Below are 17,244 nucleotides of genomic sequence, written 5' to 3' on the forward strand. Positions count from 1 at the left end.
TTCTTAAAATGCTGTGATGGTTTTTAAAATCCCTCGGCCTTAAGGCTGTGCGGGTTCAAGTCCCGCCCTGGGCACCAAATGAAAACTTACTATAAAACAGTGAGTTAGGGAAAAGAAAAGGCCACCGCAAGGTGGCTTTTTTTCGTGATGGAAATCACTATTCACTATATCCTTTCATTATACTCTTTACCTCGGCAGTTCCGGCCATTCAATATCGGGAGACAGCGAAATATTTACTCTATTGAGCATTACCCTGTATTTTTTCCATGTCAGTAAAGCGGATTTTTCTACTTCGGTAGCGATATTTAAATCAACAGCATCTTGCAGTAATGCAATGGATTCATTCGCGTGTCGCAACAGAATTACACGCTGCTGCCCCGCTTGTTCAATCTGATTTGCTTTTAGAGCTACATTATCAGTGACCCATTTTGTGCCATCCCATTTATCAAAATCGGTGGTCGGTTGCTTGAAGGTCAGAGTTTCAGGCAATTCACCCAGTTCAGTGATTTTCTGTTGAATTCGTGTTAACGTGCCGTAAGCTATTTTCCCCCGATAATCAGGGACGATTTCCCAACACTTACCGTCTTCACTGCGACAAACAGCCACATCATCAGAATCGGGAAAGTCTGGTGCATCTAAATAAGAATTCGCTGACAAACTGACACCGAGCATGACATATTCAATATCAGCGTGAGTAAATTCTCTTGTTATTTGATCCGTGTGATAAACTTTTATCCAGCCAGCTTGAATTGCTAATCCGTCTTCACCCAATACGGCGGTTTCATGTTCTAAAGCGTATTTTTGTTCTGTCATTATGCTGCATGCTGCTGCTCTCACTATGTAGTTAAATGCTATATTACGGGGCCTCGATACCCCTATAAATGCGGAATTTGCAATCCAATCTGCCTGAGCTTTATAATATACAGCTTTTACCGAAGTATTTTTATTTTGGGGAATATCCCACTGCAATTTTGCAAACTCATTACGTGAGAGAGTAATCATAAAATTATTAGCCCGATCAACATTCTGTAGCAAATAAGCCCCTTCCTGCCATGACAATATTGAACGAGATGGATCCACATTTCGACCACTGTCCCAGCCACGGATAAATTCTCCCCTTAGATCGGGCAATCTGCCGTCAGGATAAGCTTCTGCTAACTTTGGGTACTGTAATTTATTGAAAAATGCACCGTTACAAACGAGATAGTTGATAGGTGGATAGGGTAACGGCCACGGAATGGGGGAACCCACAGGGATATTAATTTCTTCACGTAATGAATTTATTATTTCCTGAGCAAGTTTTTGTGTAACAGCCAATGTATTGCTATTGCCAACCTCATTTGTAAGTTGAACAATACCTTTCTGTGTTAATGAGGCATCAGGAACCTTTGTTTTTTGTTCCAGTGCTCTATTTAATTGAGCGTTGAGTTTCTCTATATTCCCATCATCCAGAACATCATTGCCAGAGTGTGTGGCGATAAAATTAGCGACTACAGAAGATATCGTGGACGACTGACGTAATGCCTTATTTAGCATATCAGTAGTAATACCATCTTGTGGAAACCCAGTCTGCAAATTCTGATTTTCTTCATATTTTTCTTGGCTAATTACATTAGCATTATCACCAATAGAAAAAGCTTTAAAATCATTTTTTTTACTCATGTATTTACTCCTTAAACAAAAAATATCTTTTATAATCAATATACTTAATTACTGTAAAAATAATCTGTCTGCAATTCATTTAAATTAAAGTCTAGTTCAGAAAGGAGAGTAATACAGCATTCCTATTTATTAGGAGATTGACTGTTTTTATATAATTAGCAACAATAAGTAATTAAATATTTTAGAATGAAAAACATGCCCAAACCATTTATATTTAACATCTGAAAACCATTTTGCTCTTATAATATTAATCAACATTGACCTTCCTTATTCTATGACAATTAGTCTATTATTGATGCATACTCCCAAAAATTATCCATAATTAATATTATATTTCTACTCGGAAAAACTGTTAATACAACGCTTCAATTCTATAGCCCATTTCCTGATCATTGGCAGTTTTTAATAATATTTAAAATTTCCTCTAATACATTATTAACCTTGCTAACTATTAGCATTGTTATTTTTCAAAACCAGTATGCTCATAAAGGTTTTCTTTTTTTACTAAAAACAACAAACAAAATACAATAAATACTTTAAAAATAAAGTTTTGCTTGCTATAAAAATAAAAGCCTCGCTTATATATTTAAGGCATGAAAACAATGCACGAAAGAATCAAGCAAGCTCGGCTTGCAAAAAAATTAACTCAAGCTGAACTAGCAGATATGCTTGGCGTTACTCCACAGTCTGTACAACAGTGGGAATCAAACACAGAACCAAGAAAATCGAGGCTAACAACATTAGCATCTATCCTTGGCGCTGATGTGAACTGGCTTTTATTTGGCGAAACACTCAAAAAGGGTGCGGACCAAGTTCCACCTGATAGCGAGGCGCAATGGGACAACAACATGCTACTAGATGGCGATGAGGTGAAGGTGCCGTTCTTAAAGGATATTGAATTCTCATGCAGCAATGGTGGGTGTATTGATGCGGATTATAACAGCTTTAAGTTAAGATTTTCCAAAGCAACATTAAGAAAAATTGGCGCCCCAACTGACGGCTCTACAATTATTTGTTTTCCTGCCAAGGGCGACAGCATGGAGCCAGTTATCCCGGATGGAACAACAATAGCAGTAGATATCTCTAATAAGAAAATTATTGATGGAAAAGTGTATGCGATTGAACAGGATGGATTAAAGCGTCTTAAATGTCTTTACAGACGCCCGAGAGGAAAATTACTTATCAGAAGTTATAACCGTGATGAATACGAAGATGAAGTTGCAGATGAAGATCAAGTGAACATCATCGGGAGAATGTTCTGGTATTCCGTTTTAGATTATTAAGGTTATGGAATGGACAATTTTAAGATAAAAATAAAACATCATGTTGACCACGTTAAGAGTGCGGGCCAACACTGCACCACCGAAGAAACAACTAAGCAAGCATTAATATTACCTTTTTTAGATATTCTTGGGTTCAGTCCGTATGACCCTCAAAAAGTTAAAGCCGAATACGGAGCGGATTTCCCCGGGTTAAAAGCAAATGAGCGGGTTGATTATGCCTTGTTTTGCCAAGGTGTCCCAGTTATGTTTATTGAAGCAAAGGGATACAGCGAAAAGCTAGATAACCACTGTCCTCAGTTATCCAGATACTTTAATTCTACTCCAGAAGTGACTATTTCAGCAATTACAAATGGATTAGAGTGGCGTTTCTTTACCGATTTAAAACAAAAAAACGTAATGGACCCTACCCCATTCTTACGCATTAAAATGGATGAAGTTAGCGATGCGGATGTAGGCCAGCTCTATCGATTTAGACACGATAAATTCAAACCGGAAGCACTAAGAACGCTTGCAGAGGAAAGTGTTTACTTATCCGCTTTTACTAAAACCATCAGCACTAGCTTAAGAGATGTTGATAGTGAATTTGTGAGATACGTTGCCAATCGATCTAATGTCGAACGCCAACTAAATCAGCGCTTTATTGAATCAATCACCCCGTTGGTAAAACAAGCTGTTGAGAAATCTGTCAGCGCAATGGTGGTTTCCGGTCTTTCAAATAAACATGTTCCAATTGATGGAGTTCAAGACGAGATAGAACCTCAAGAGAATCCGAAAGAACCAGATGAGATAGTAGATCTAGATAACCCTAATATTGTCACCACTAAAAACGAATTAACTCTATATGAAAAAGCAAAATCAATAGTCGGGGATTCTGTTGATTTGCAATACAAGGATACAGAATCTTACTTTGGTATCCTTTATCAAGGAAAATCAAATAGATGGATAATAAGATACTTTGACAAGAAGAATAAACCTTATATCCAAATACCTATTGAGCTAACTGATATATTAGCCAACGAAGTTAATAGAGCTGGATTATCTGCTAATAACTCAAGAATATTTATAGAAGCTCCAGAAGATATATTGAGGATAACAGGTATTATCCTTGATGCTTTTGAGTTTGTTAAAAACGACGATAACTTTAGAAAGAAAGCATAATAATTATACCAGCCACCACTCGGTGGCTTTTCTGTCCCATATCCTTCACTATCATCTAAGAATGTCTAAGCAGTCACATTTCTAACAATCAATAAAAATAAACCCACCTTAAAAACAAGTATTACTTGTTTTCATAAACCAATACTTGTATACCCTAATCATCTTAATGACTCGCCACCATTTAGAAGAGCATATCCACAAGTCTGAGGAAAACAACGTAGCATTGTTTTTCTAAGCTGCCTGTATGGCAGTGCACTGTTACATATTAACTCCAACTCACTGACTATCAAAGAATATATTTATCAAAAGCAAAAAAACCCTTTTTTATGAGAGAAATTAAATTTCATTAAAAATCAATGAATTATAGTTGGTCATTAAAAAAGGGTAAAATTTAGGTTCGGGGAAATATCATTTTTTCAGTTACATTTTACCCTTTGCAGCCAACATGCTTGTCCATCAACAAGCAAAATTCCCATATCCTAGGATGCTTCTATATTCTGGCTATCAAGCGTATTTTCAGCCATTACTCTGCTCTCACTATGTAGCTAAATGCGATATTGCGAGGTCTTGATACCCCTATATAAGTTGCAGTGGTGGTCCAAGTCCCAGGGCCTGCTGTAGCAGCCCTAGCCCTTAATGAAATGGTTTTATTTTGCGGAATATCCCACTGTAATGCCACACGATCATTACGTGAAAAATTAACAACATTATCAGCTCCACCAGCTTCCTGTAGTAAATAAGACCCCTCCTGCAACTTCAATAATGAACGTTCTGGATCTATCCCTCGACCATCATCCCATCCGCGGATAAATTCGCCCCTTAAATCAGGTAATCTACCGTCAGGATAAGCTTCCGCCAACTTCGGATACTGCAATCTATTAAATGCTGAACCATTACAAGCGAAATAACCAAACGGTGGATGAGGTAACGGCCACGGAATAGGAGAACCAACAGGAATTTCATTGGCTGTTTTAATCCGATTATCTATCTCTTCGCGGGTATATTCACGTAATGAATTTATGACTTCCTGAACAAGCTTTTGTGTAACCGCCAATGTGTTGCTATCGCCAATCACATTTGTAAGCTGAACAACGCCCTTTTGTGTTAATGAAGCACTGGGAATGTCTGTTGTAATTTTTTGCTCTAGCGCTTTATTTAATTGATCGGTGAGTTTGGCTATGTTGCCATCATCCAGAACATCATTGCCAGATCGTGTCGCGATAAAATCAGCCACGACAGATGATATGGTTGACGCTTGACGTAATACCTTATTTAACAAGTGAGTGGGAACATTATCTGGTGTAAATCCACTCTTCAAACTTTGGTTTTCTTCATATTTTCCTTGATTTACCACATTCGCATTATCACCAATAGAAAAAGCCTTAAAATCATTCTTATAACTCATGTACTTTCTCCTAAAATTAAATAATATTATTTTATAATCAATATATTAAATTATTGTAAAAGCAATCCCTCTTGCAATTCGCGCCAATCAAGTCTAGTTCAGAAAAAGAATAATGCAGTGTTTTTATTACTTACAAGGTTAATTATTTTTATATAATTGCTAGCAATCAGTAATTCAACATTAGAAACTACATCCAGAAATTTATCTATTAATACCAATTCAGTATCACTATTGACACTTTAATTACTGATAATTTAAAAATTTCCAACTTTAATTAATACGATTTGAGCAAGAGCAATACCAAACTTATGATCTTTCCAGTACGTTGCTGTTCCTACCGCAATATCAGCGTTGGCAACAATTGAAATTGTGCCTGTGTTTACTGAATTTACGTCATTTGCACTTGACGGTGGTTTTTTCTTGGGATTCACTTGTATTTCGTCAACAAAAATTCACATAGCTAGGTTTGCCAAATCGATTTATTTGGCTAAATTCAACATTTTTAATATAATCCATGTCTGAAAAATGATACGGCTAATCAGTGCAAGGTATTGATAAAAAAATGAACACGGTGTTATCACATAAAGAAGAGCTAAGCCATTTAAAAGCATGTTTACTCAGCGAAGTTATCTGTTCACGGACATCGTTTTCATGGTTCAAAACAATCCATCGAGTCCTTAAATGCCCAGACCGCAGGTTCTATTTCTGGTGGAGAATTGCTAATTATTTATACAGGACAAATAAAGCCAAGAAAATCTCAATTCGTATCAATAGAAATTTAAGAAATAAATATGGATGTGATTTAGGATTAGGCTCCTATATAGGAAAAAATTTACGTATATCTCATTATGTTGGCATTGTTATTTCCCGCACTTGCGTTATTGGTGATAACTTTCATATTTTACAAAATACAACCATTGGCGTTCTTAATGAAGATACTCAAGGGAAAATAAGTATAGGTGATAATGTAAAAATAGGTGCAAACTCTTGTATTATAAGTGATAATATAACAATTGGAGATAATGTCTACATAGGCGCAATGTCATTTGTTAATAAAGATATCCCTGCTAATTGTATTGCATATACACCTAAATCTCAAAATGAGATAAAGATAAAAAAGCAAAAAATAAATAATTGAATATTCCAATTTAAAATGAACAATGGGACTACAATATGTTTTTTAAATATAAATATCTTTTAAAACTAGGTATGCTCTGTAAGCAGAATATAACAAAATCAATATACAGAAATGTATCCAGTAAAAAAATGAAACACAATATGAACTTTTGGCCTCACATAAAGATCTCAAGAAACATTAATGGCAAAATCGACTCCATTTCATTCAATAAGAAAAATATAAACATCAATGAATTCCCAAAAAAATCAGAAAAACCCTTAATCATTATTGCATCTGGACCGTCGGTATCTACCATCAAAACAGATTTTTTTGATGATACCAAATTTGATATTATGGGTGTTAACGGCTCGTATGAATTATCACCAGAAGTGAAATTCAAATACCATGTTATAATTGACCGCACATTCATTCTAAATAGGAAGAATATCGTTTTAAATATATTAAAAGACGATGAATTGATACTCTTCACAACAATGGATTGTCTCAATGATATCTTAATTCATTACAGCTATCTTGAATTAACATGTAAAGTCATTATTATTGAGAACATTGACCAGCCAGTTTATCAAGAGGAAAAAGAACTTTTTGAAATAAAGAGTGATGAAATAATAATACAGAATAGTGTAGCATTCTCATTAAACTTAAATCTCGGATTCTACAACGGAACAACAGTTGCATATTCCGCTCTGCAAATAGCATTGTTTTTGGGCTATAAAAAAATATATTTCGCAGGTCTAGACATGAACAATTTTTCGAAAGCAAGATTTTATGAAACCCAAAATGATCAGCTAGATACCAAATTAAATAATAACTTACATGATTTCATCATTCCTTGTTTCAACCTAGCTCATGAAATAGCAATAAAAAGAGGAGTTAAAATTTATAATCTATCGAAAAATAGCGCTATAAATTCATTTGAAAAGTTAGATTATAGGGAAATTTAAGTAATTATACCCGTCATCTTTCAAGTTGCCTCTTTGTTGGCTGCACTCGCTCACCCCGGTCACATAGTTTGCTATGCTCCCGGGGATTCACTCCCTTGCCGTCGCGATGCATCTTGAAATCCATAGGGTATATAACCATTCATCAATAATTACCATCGAAAAAAATAAGTATTACCAGCTATCATTGAACATTCATAAAAAACACCCTTATTAAATAATTTTTCTGTAAAATAATACCCATAAATATATTTTTTTATTTAAAGTTTTTCTATTAAATAATAAAGAATTTAATTAATAGTTATTTTCCCTTGAAAAACAAATTGTTGTTCTATGCTATAGAATCAAATCATGTTAAGTAGAGTTATTACTTAAATCATTCAGATAATGTCTTAAGTAATCACCAAGGATTTACTATGCAAAATATAAAAAGTAAACTAAACAGTATCACTTTAATCTTAACTTGTACGAAGAATAAAAATAGAGTCATTTAAACATATAAATTATATTTGATAATCTTAAAATATGAACAAGAATTCCTCCACTAAGATAAAACATACTTTGAAACGATGCAGAGTCACTTTGCTAGAAACTCACTCATTTGGAGACCACTACAAGAAAAATAACTACCCTCTTTTACACCCTATATACCCAATGGATTTCAAGATGCATCGCGACGGCAAGGGAGTGAATCCCCGGGAGCATAGCAAACTATGTGACCGGGGTGAGCGAGTGCAGCCAACAAAGAGGCAACTTGAAGGATAACGGGTATAAATATTGATCACTTAGGGTTGCCGAGTATTATAAACTTATCATCACTATAATAGGTCTTAATCATGAAAAAAATTAATGGAACATATATTTCATCACAAATAATAAACACGATGGAAGCAAGCAATGAACCGTGGGGAATCAAAGATAAAAATTCACGCTTTATTTATGCTAACCTGGCCCTAAGATCTATTCAAAACATTCCAACGTCATTTGATTATGAAGGGCTTTTTGATGACGAACTTCCCTGGAGTGGAGCGGAGTTTGCGAAAGAATTTATTGATCATGATAAAATTGTAATAACAAAAGGGAAAAGAATCTGTTCACTTGAAACATATACATATGGAAAAGGAAAAATCTTATCGTCTTACTTCCAAGAAAAATTACCACTATATAACGATGCAAAGGAATGTATAGGCATATTTTTTCATGGATGGAAAGCCAAAGATTTTTCATTAATTAACTTACATCAATATTATAACGAGCTGCCCACTTCTATTATATTTCACCCACCAACAGATTCTTTTACCCAACGTGAATGGGATATTATTTTCTTCTTTTTACAAAAATACACCAGGAAACAGATTGGAAAAATATTAAATATCTCTTACCGTACAGTTGAATCCCATATAACCAATATATATCACAAGATAGGTGTTGACTCCAACCAACAACTGGAAGAATACTGTCTCATCAACAATTTTAAACGCTATGTACCCGAAAAATTTTTACTATCTTAATGATTTTATTTACTATTTTTTAATCATAAAAAGCATGATTAAATAGTTTATCGCTGTCGGTATAATACAATCTTACCATCAATGGATGGTAAGATTATTTCAAATTATACCGGCATAATTTTCATATATTAAAAATATCAGTTACATAAACAGCTTAATGCCTATTTAATTTTTAGAAAAAATAATTATTTCCTGTTACATTTCCTCATATTTGAAATTCACATCTTAAATAAATTTAAATTTAATTAAAAGAAAGAATTAGCCATTTCTCTCTATTATAAAACACAGCTATTTTAAATATCATAAACAAATAAATCATTTAAATAATCACCTAAATAATAAAATGTCATATTAACTATAAATTACAACAAAAATAATACCATTATTGAACTAATTTACCTGTGTAAAAAAGGCAATAATTTCCAATAAAAATAATTATTTATCAAAAATCCCCCTCCCTATTCTCTACCAATATCACAATTTTCCTAAGAATTAGGATATTGAAAGATTTTTAACTGGTAAATTACCTTCATCTATTGTAGAAAACACAGTTAATTATAGTAAGAAAATTTACCCAAAATTAAATCTACAATGTCATATACAACTAAACAATTCTCGTAATAAAAATAACCATAATAATTATTTTATGAAAAAGCCTGTTATTGCTGGTAATAAAGTATTAAACTGACAATATGATTCAAACATATCACGACTTAAACCCAAAATAGGTAAAAAGGAACTATAATATGAGTAATCACATAACTATATCATCTCAAGTTATTAATACACTGGCAGTAAGCAACGAGCCTTGGGGAATTAAAGATAAAAATTCATGCTTTATTTACGGTAATCTAGCATTAAAATCTCTTCAGAACTTTTCAAATTCATTTGAATTTGAAGGGGTCTATGAAAATGAACTTCCTTGGGATAGCGCTAAATTTGCGGAACAATTTATTAATCATGACAAAAAGGTAATAGAAAAACAGCAGAGAATATGTTCAATCGAAACCCATATATTTGGCAAAGAGAAAATCCTATCGTCTTACTTTTTCGAAAAATCACCTTTTTACCATAAAGATGGAGATTGCATCGGAGTCATATATCATGGTTGGAAAGCACAAAACTATTCATTATCCTATTTACATCAATACCACAACAAACTTCCCGCCTCAATTATGCTGCAACCACCAACTGATCTTTTTACTCAACGTGAATGGGATGTCATTTTCCTCTTTTTACAGAAAAATACCAGAAAGCAGATTGGACGGATACTGAATCTAGCCTATCGCACTGTTGAATCTTATATGACTCGGATATACCGTAAGATAGGGGTTAATTCCAGCCAACAACTGGAAGCGTATTGTCGAGCCAATAATTTCAATCACTATATACCGGAAAAGTTTTTATTGTCTTAGATTACGTATTTATTCCTAGTTTTTTCATGTTGTTCTTATTCATTATTAATGGAGAAAATAACCCGCCCTGTTGGAATATTTTATTTAAAAATATTATATACCCTATGGATTTCAAGATACATCGCGACGGCAAGGGAGCGAATCCCCGGGAGCATAGCGAACTATGTGACTGGGGTGAGCGAGTGCAGCCAACAAAGAGGCAACTTGAAAGATGACGGGTATATAGCAAACAGAATCTTACCATCCCTCTTAAAAGCCAAATACATCCCTTCTTTAATCATATCCAAAGTGATATCAGGATCTCCTGGGTATCCTGTTGGCTTGGTCTTATAAGGAATTAACCCTTTATCAAAAATTTCCTGATAAGACTTACCCAAGAAATTAATCAATGCTTCAATGTTGGCCGCCATTATTTGTATAACTCCTGTTCCTGATTAAGTTTGTGCATTCATAATTACCGGTAGTCGGATTCAATCTCATCATACGAACTGGCACTTTATCCAAACCACTTTCCGGGCTAACGTGATAGCCCTGAACCGTCATCCTTCCGCTTTTTTCATCTCTGATCCAACGAAAGCGAACACGAGTCGGCGCTTTACCGGACCGTTCCGCAATTTCACTCAGGTGATACCGATCTAAATAGTCCTCTTCGCCTTGATTTAGCTCCGATGAATAAAACAGTCCCATTAATCCGACTGTCAACAGATTCGGTGCCGCCAGCCAGCGCCCAGCACTGGTAACGCCACCACCAACGTAACGCATCACCAATGCTTCACCGTCCGCTATCGCACCGCGAGCAATGGCGGCCACAGCGGTAACGGCGGCTTCGGCCTTATCTTTGCTACCGCTAAACCACCGCTTATACCACGGTAATTTTTTATCCTGCGGCTTATCCGGTTTGGCGGGTATTTCTTGCCCTGTGGAGGCTGTTCAGGCTCTTGTGCCGTGACCGGCGCAGGAGATGACGGCACCTGATATATCGCTATCCTGCCAAAATTATTTGCCGGTTCAGTCTCCGTACCGGCATCAGTACAACCTTTGGCCCGTTGGCGGGATTTGGCAAATACCGGGATCGGAGGCGGAAGCTCCTGCGTTACTGGTGGAGGACTGGGCTGAATATCCCTCACTTCCTTCACCGGTGATGAGAAGTTCTGCGCCGCCATTACCGCTTGTTGACGAGGCTGATCCTGCTTCTCATAGCTGTCCATCTCAGAATTAATAAACCGGGCCCGACAGGGGAAAGCGCTGACACTATCCAGTGTGCCGGCCAACTTTCGCCCCATGTCAAACATATCGGATACACCACCGACAATGATGTAAGTACCGGGATGCTTACCACAGGTAACCTTATCCCCTTCGCGAGCCGTTGCGCGTCCATTAAATGTCATGGTGTGGTCACCAGTAATAATCTGTCCGCCACAGGTGGTTTTGTCACCAACCAGCAGGAAATATCCTATTGCCATCTATTCACTTTTCCATTGACTTACCACATGAAGCATGGGTTTAACTAAAATCATTGACATATTATTACCACTTAAGTGTTAAGCGATGATCAATAATGCAACAAATTTAAGTTAAAAAATATAGGAATATTCTGAAGTTAATGAAAATCAGGTCAAATTTTTACCTCCGGCGTTACCTCGCCGGCACTGTCAAAGCAGAAAATCATTGATACAAACTGCGGGATATGGGGTAAGAACCTGATTGTAACAAACATCTAAGTGGAACTTGAAATGCAACTTTATATCTCGGACTATACCATTTTAAGTAAGTTTTTTATTTAATTATTCTTCGATAATTTAATTTTATAGAATTTACCTAACCTTAATTTTATTTAAGAATAGCCATTGTCCGCAGTAGGCAAATTCAAACTCGGTTTTTAGATTGAAAACTCTATTTAGTTGATTATTCTGATAATTCCAAAATATGGTTTATCTAATTACAATGCTCTACATACGCCGTTTAAAAAGCATTCTTTAATTGATCGAATATTATTCCGATTAAATGCCATTTTTTCGCCATTATTCCGCTCCAAAAATAACACCTTCTTTTTCATCCTATTACCTATCATCGTTATAACAACCACTCCCTCACGCTTTGGTTAATGACAGAAAATTTTTGATCTACGTCACTTAATTACTCATGATTTAAAAAGCTTATTCATTAATTTTGCTGTTTAGTAAGTAAACTAAAATGTTTTTATACAAAATAGTATTTTTAGTTATATTCGTTAATGTTAAAAGTATCATTATATAACAATAAAAGTCTTAATTAATAAATATATGTATTTTGACGAGCAAGTTATTATATTCTATTATATTACCAAGGAATTTTGAGTATAATTAGTTAACAAACATGTCAGATAACAACTGAAATAATCGTTCAGGAGTCACCAATGCAACATATAAAAAACAGACCTAATAATATCACCCCACAATTAATTCATATGTGGGAAAACAGCGATGAACCTTGGGGGGCCAAAGATCTCCAATCAAGATTTATTTACGCCAATTCCGCTTTTTATCAACTACACAATTTGCCTGAAGATTTCGATATTACCGGGCTTACAACAGGTGAATTACCCTCACCTATTGCAGAATATGAAAAAGAATTCCACCGTCAGGATCAAAAAGTTCTTCAAACTATGCAACGCGTTAGTTCACTAGAAACGCATCCATTTGAAGAATATAAGATTAAGCAAATCTATCTTTGTAATAAATACCCACTTTGTGATGAAGATGGCAATTGTATTGGGATCACTTTTCATATGTGCAAAACCCAAAACTTTTCTACTGCTTACTATTATGATAAAACCCCTCCGGCAACGTTGGAATTTATCGCCCCTAATGACAAATTGACACAAACTGAATGGGAAGTTCTCTTTCTAACTCTGCGCTCATTAGATGAAGAGAAAATCGGTGAAGAGTTAATGATAAGTGCCGAAGATGTGGTTAATCATATTCAGTCAATTTACCAAAAATTCAATTTATCATTACACGAAGAATTGAAAGATTTCTGCAAAGAAAATAAACTTGACGTTTATATTCCCGCAAGATTTGTCACTATAGGTAGTATGGAATTGAATTGATTATAAAATTAAAAATCTAATTTTAAGGTTAGAAAAATAGGGGTAATAATATGGACAATAAACTAATTATTTCATCTCAAGTTATTAATACATTGAAGAAAAGTAATGACCCGTGGGGAATAAAGGATAAAAACTCATGCTTTATTTATGGTAATTTGGCATTAAAATCTCTTAAGAATTTTTCAAGTTCATTTGAATTTGAAGGGCTTTATGATGATGAATTACCTTGGGATGGGGCCGAATTTGCCAAAGAATACATCGCTCATGATCAAAAGGTGATGGAAAAAGAAGAAAGAGTATGTTTGCTTTTAACACATACTTTTGGAAAAGAACAAATCCTTTCGTCTTATTTTTTTGAAAAATACCCTCTTTATCATGAAGACGGAAGCTGTATGGGAACGATATATCATGGTTGGCAAGCCCAAGATTTCTCATTCACCCGGCTATTTCATGGAAAATTGCCAGCCAATATTATGTTTCAACCACCGACCGATCTCTTTACTCAACGGGAATGGGATGTTATTTTTCTGATGTTACATAAATATACCAGTAAGCAAATCGGTAGAATGTTAAATATTTCCTATCGTACGGTTGAAACCCATATCTCACGCATATATAAACGACTTGGTCTTCATTCTACTCGTCAATTAGAAGATTATTGTCGCACCAATGATTATGATCTCTATGTACCAGAAAGGTTTGTGCATCCAGAAAGCAGAATATTTCCTTAATCCTTAGATTAAAAGGAGTTATCACTAGTATGAAGAAGAACTATGTCATCTCTCCTCAGATTATTAATACAATGGCGATGAACAATGACCCGTTGGGAATAAAGGATAGTTCTTCAGACTTTATCTACGGCAATGCAGCTAAAAAAAATTTATTCATAATTTTAAAAAATTATTTGATTATGAAGGGTTTTATGATCATGAACTATCTTAGGGTTTGGGGTAGTCGTGAGTTAAATTGATTATAAGATTAAAAATCTAATTTTAAGGCTAGAAAGAGGAATGATAACATGGAAAATGAATTAATTATTTCATCTCAAGTTATTAATACAATGGAACAGAGTAATGATCCTTGGGGAATAAAAGATGAAAATTCATGCCTTATTTATGTTAATTTGGCATTAAAATCTCTTCATAATGTTTCAAATTCTTTTAACTATGAAGGGCTTTTCGATTATGAAATTCCTTGGAATGGTGCTGAATTTGCTAAAGAACACGTGACTCAAGATAAAATAGTGATGGAAGAAGAAGAAAGAATATGTTCACTCGAAACACATCTATTTGGGAAAGAACAAATTCTGTCATCCTATTTTTGTGAAAAATATCCTCTTTACCACGAAGACGGAAGCTGTATGGGAACGATATTTCATGGTTGGCAAGTCCAGGATTTCTCATTCACCCGGCTATTTCATGGAAAACTTCCGGCGTCTATATTATTTCAACCACCGACCGATCTTTTTACTAAACGGGAATGGGATGTTATTTTCCTGATGTTACACAAATATACCAGTAAACAAATCGGTAGGATGTTAAATATTTCCTATCGTACGGTTGAAACCCATATCTCACGCATATATAAACGAATGGGTCTTCATTCTAGTCGTCAATTAGAAGAATATTGTCGCACTAATGATTATGATCTCTATGTACCAGAAAGGTTTGTGCATCCAGAAAGCAGAATGTTTCCTTAATTCTTAGATTAAAAGGAGTTCTCACTGATATGAAGAAGAACTATGCAATATCACCTCAGATTATTAATACAATGGCGATGAACAATGACCCGTTGGGAATAAAGGATAGTTCTTCAAACTTTATCTACGGCAATATAGCTAAAAAGAATTTATTCATAATTTTAAACAATTATTTGATTATGAAGGGTTTTATGATCATGAACTACCCTAGGGTTTGGGGTAGTCGTGAGTTAAATTGATTATAAGATTAAAAATCTAATTTTAAAGCTAGAAAGAGGAATGATAACATGGAAAATGAATTAATTATTTCATCTCAAGTTATTAACACAATGAAGCAAAGTAATGAGCCTTGGGGAATAAGAGATAAAAACTCATGTTTTATTTATGGTAATTCAGCTACAAAAAAATTTATTCATAACTTTAAAGAGTCATTTGATTATGAAGGATTTTATGATCATGAATTGCCCTGGGATGGGGCCGAATTCGCCAAAGAGTACATCGCTCATGATCAAAAAGTGATAGAAAAAGAAGAAAGAGTATGTTCACTTATAACATGTTCATTTGGAAAAGAACAAATTCTTTCGTCTTATTTTTTTGAAAAATACCCTTTTTATCATGAAGACGGAAGCTGTATAGGAACAATATATCATGGTTGGCAAGCTCAGGATTTCTCATTCACCCGGCTATTTCATGGAAAATTGCCAGCCAATATTATGTTCCAGCCACCGACTGATCGCTTTACTCAACGGGAATGGGATGTTATTTTTTTGATGTTACACAAATATACCAGTAAGCAAATCGGTACAATGTTAAATATTTCCTACCGTACGGTTGAAAACCATATCTCACGCATATGTAAACGAATGGGTCTTCATTCTAGTCGTCAATTGGAAGAATATTGTCGCACCAATGATTATGATCTCTATGTGCCAAAAAGATTTGTGCAACCTGGAAGCAGAATGCTCCCTTAACCCTTAGATTAAAAAGGAGTTCTCACTAATATGAAGAAGAAATATGCAATATCACCTCAGATTATTAATACAATGGCGATGAACAATGACCCGTTGGGAATAAAGGATAGTTCTTCAAACTTTATCTACGGCAATGCAGCTAAAAAAAAATTTATTCATAATTTTAAACAATTATTTGATTATGAAGGGTTTTATGATCATGAACTACCCTAGGGTTTGAGGTAGTCGTGAGTTAAATTGATTATAAGATTAAAAATCTAATTTTAAAGCTAGAAAGAGGAATGATAACATGGAAAATGAATTAATTATTTCATCTCAAGTTATTAACACCATGCAGCAAAGTAATGAACCTTGGGCAATCAAAGACAAAAACTCATGTTGGATTTTTGGTAATTTGGCATTCAGACAAATCCAAAATCTCCCAGATTTATTTGATTATGAAGGGAAATATGATACTGAACTCCCTTGGAGCGGGGCTGAATTTGCAAAAGAATTCGTTATTCACGATAAAAATGTTATGAAACAAGAGAAAAGAATATGTTCACTTGAAACACATACATATGGGAAAGATAAATTTCTATCATCTTATTTTTCGGAAAAATATCCAATATATAATGATGAAAATGAATGTATCGGTCTCTTTCTCCATGCATGGAAAGCCCAAGATTTCTCAATTACTCGACTATTTCATGGAAAACTTCCCGCATCTATATTATTTCAACCACCGACCGATCTCTTTACCCAACGGGAATGGGATGTTATTTTCCTCCTATTACACAAATATACCAGTAAGCAAATCGGTAGGATGTTAAATATTTCCTACCGTACGGTTGAAACCCATATCTCACGCATATATAAACGAATTGGTCTTCATTCTAGTCGTCAATTAGAAGAATATTGTCGCACTAATGATTATGATCTCTATGTACCAGAAAGGTTTGTGCATCCAGAAAGTAGAATGTTTCCTTAATCC

16 protein-coding genes and 3 pseudogenes are annotated in these 17,244 nt (G+C 34.7%); 13 read left to right on the forward strand and 6 right to left on the reverse strand.

Going from position 1 to position 17,244, the window contains the following annotated elements; translation table 11 throughout:
* Nucleotides 1-186 precede the first annotated feature (186 nt).
* Nucleotides 187-813, reverse strand: a complete 627-nt coding sequence (locus ACGF5R_RS11840) for a tail fiber assembly protein (protein ID WP_262981077.1) — start codon at nt 811-813, stop codon at nt 187-189.
* A gap of 230 nt (nt 814-1,043) precedes the next feature.
* A pseudogene (locus ACGF5R_RS11845) lies at nt 1,044-1,662 on the reverse strand (tail fiber protein); the annotation flags it as partial.
* A gap of 593 nt (nt 1,663-2,255) precedes the next feature.
* Here ACGF5R_RS11845 and ACGF5R_RS11850 point away from each other — a divergent pair.
* On the forward strand, nt 2,256-2,945 hold the full coding sequence (locus ACGF5R_RS11850) for a helix-turn-helix transcriptional regulator (protein ID WP_262981047.1): 690 nt from the start codon (nt 2,256-2,258) through the stop codon (nt 2,943-2,945).
* A gap of 9 nt (nt 2,946-2,954) precedes the next feature.
* The gene (locus ACGF5R_RS11855; RefSeq protein ID WP_262981048.1) at nt 2,955-4,103 is read left to right on the forward strand and encodes a type I restriction endonuclease; all 1,149 of its coding nucleotides are present in this window, start codon (nt 2,955-2,957) and stop codon (nt 4,101-4,103) included.
* A 523-nt stretch (nt 4,104-4,626) separates the two neighbouring features.
* Here ACGF5R_RS11855 and ACGF5R_RS11860 read toward each other — a convergent pair.
* Nucleotides 4,627-5,508, reverse strand: a complete 882-nt coding sequence (locus ACGF5R_RS11860) for a phage tail protein (protein ID WP_112876943.1) — start codon at nt 5,506-5,508, stop codon at nt 4,627-4,629.
* A 254-nt stretch (nt 5,509-5,762) separates the two neighbouring features.
* On the reverse strand, nt 5,763-5,939 hold the full coding sequence (locus ACGF5R_RS11865) for a hypothetical protein (RefSeq protein WP_387690988.1): 177 nt from the start codon (nt 5,937-5,939) through the stop codon (nt 5,763-5,765).
* 110 nt (nt 5,940-6,049) lie between these two features.
* Here ACGF5R_RS11865 and ACGF5R_RS11870 point away from each other — a divergent pair, with 110 nt between their 5' ends.
* The 4 genes from ACGF5R_RS11870 (at nt 6,050) to ACGF5R_RS11885 (ending at nt 10,513) form a co-directional block, all read left to right on the forward strand.
* Nucleotides 6,050-6,646 carry a serine acetyltransferase gene (locus ACGF5R_RS11870; protein WP_262981049.1) on the forward strand — a complete coding sequence of 199 codons (597 nt, stop codon included), beginning with the start codon at nt 6,050-6,052 and terminating at the stop codon, nt 6,644-6,646.
* A gap of 140 nt (nt 6,647-6,786) precedes the next feature.
* Nucleotides 6,787-7,590, forward strand: coding sequence for a lipopolysaccharide core biosynthesis protein RfaZ (locus ACGF5R_RS11875; protein WP_387690990.1), 804 nt, complete (start codon nt 6,787-6,789; stop codon nt 7,588-7,590).
* Between the two features lie 833 nt (nt 7,591-8,423).
* The gene (locus ACGF5R_RS11880) at nt 8,424-9,098 is read left to right on the forward strand and encodes a helix-turn-helix transcriptional regulator (protein WP_387690991.1); all 675 of its coding nucleotides are present in this window, start codon (nt 8,424-8,426) and stop codon (nt 9,096-9,098) included.
* Between the two features lie 746 nt (nt 9,099-9,844).
* Nucleotides 9,845-10,513 carry a LuxR C-terminal-related transcriptional regulator gene (locus ACGF5R_RS11885; protein ID WP_387690993.1) on the forward strand — a complete coding sequence of 223 codons (669 nt, stop codon included), beginning with the start codon at nt 9,845-9,847 and terminating at the stop codon, nt 10,511-10,513.
* 221 nt (nt 10,514-10,734) lie between these two features.
* On the opposite strand, the pseudogene ACGF5R_RS11890 reads toward ACGF5R_RS11885, so the two are convergent.
* Nucleotides 10,735-10,923, reverse strand: a pseudogene (locus ACGF5R_RS11890) (DUF6392 family protein); the annotation flags it as partial.
* 37 nt (nt 10,924-10,960) lie between these two features.
* Nucleotides 10,961-11,976 (reverse strand): annotated as a pseudogene (locus ACGF5R_RS11895) (PAAR domain-containing protein); the annotation flags it as partial.
* Between the two features lie 932 nt (nt 11,977-12,908).
* On the opposite strand from ACGF5R_RS11895, the gene ACGF5R_RS11900 reads away from it, so the two are divergent.
* From ACGF5R_RS11900 to ACGF5R_RS11930, 7 genes are all read left to right on the forward strand, one after another.
* A complete protein-coding gene (locus tag ACGF5R_RS11900) occupies nt 12,909-13,601 on the forward strand; it encodes a PAS domain-containing protein (protein WP_112876938.1) in 693 nt (230 codons plus the stop codon).
* 50 nt (nt 13,602-13,651) lie between these two features.
* Entirely contained in the window at nt 13,652-14,332 is a 681-nt protein-coding gene (locus tag ACGF5R_RS11905) for a PAS and helix-turn-helix domain-containing protein (protein ID WP_112876937.1), read from the forward strand.
* A 29-nt stretch (nt 14,333-14,361) separates the two neighbouring features.
* Nucleotides 14,362-14,571, forward strand: coding sequence for a hypothetical protein (locus tag ACGF5R_RS11910; RefSeq protein WP_387690995.1), 210 nt, complete (start codon nt 14,362-14,364; stop codon nt 14,569-14,571).
* 48 nt (nt 14,572-14,619) lie between these two features.
* Nucleotides 14,620-15,300, forward strand: a complete 681-nt coding sequence (locus tag ACGF5R_RS11915; protein WP_112876936.1) for a PAS and helix-turn-helix domain-containing protein — start codon at nt 14,620-14,622, stop codon at nt 15,298-15,300.
* Nucleotides 15,301-15,587: 287 nt separating this feature from the next.
* Nucleotides 15,588-16,271, forward strand: a complete 684-nt coding sequence (locus ACGF5R_RS11920; RefSeq protein ID WP_112876935.1) for a PAS and helix-turn-helix domain-containing protein — start codon at nt 15,588-15,590, stop codon at nt 16,269-16,271.
* Nucleotides 16,272-16,301: 30 nt separating this feature from the next.
* Nucleotides 16,302-16,484 carry a hypothetical protein gene (locus tag ACGF5R_RS11925; protein WP_339366762.1) on the forward strand — a complete coding sequence of 61 codons (183 nt, stop codon included), beginning with the start codon at nt 16,302-16,304 and terminating at the stop codon, nt 16,482-16,484.
* Between the two features lie 76 nt (nt 16,485-16,560).
* The gene (locus ACGF5R_RS11930; RefSeq protein WP_262981055.1) at nt 16,561-17,241 is read left to right on the forward strand and encodes a PAS and helix-turn-helix domain-containing protein; all 681 of its coding nucleotides are present in this window, start codon (nt 16,561-16,563) and stop codon (nt 17,239-17,241) included.
* The last annotated feature ends 3 nt before the right edge of the window (nt 17,242-17,244 follow it).

The sequence above is a fragment of the Photorhabdus sp. RM71S genome, from assembly GCF_042879355.1.
In the GTDB taxonomy this organism is placed as follows: Bacteria; Pseudomonadota; Gammaproteobacteria; order Enterobacterales; family Enterobacteriaceae; genus Photorhabdus; species Photorhabdus kayaii.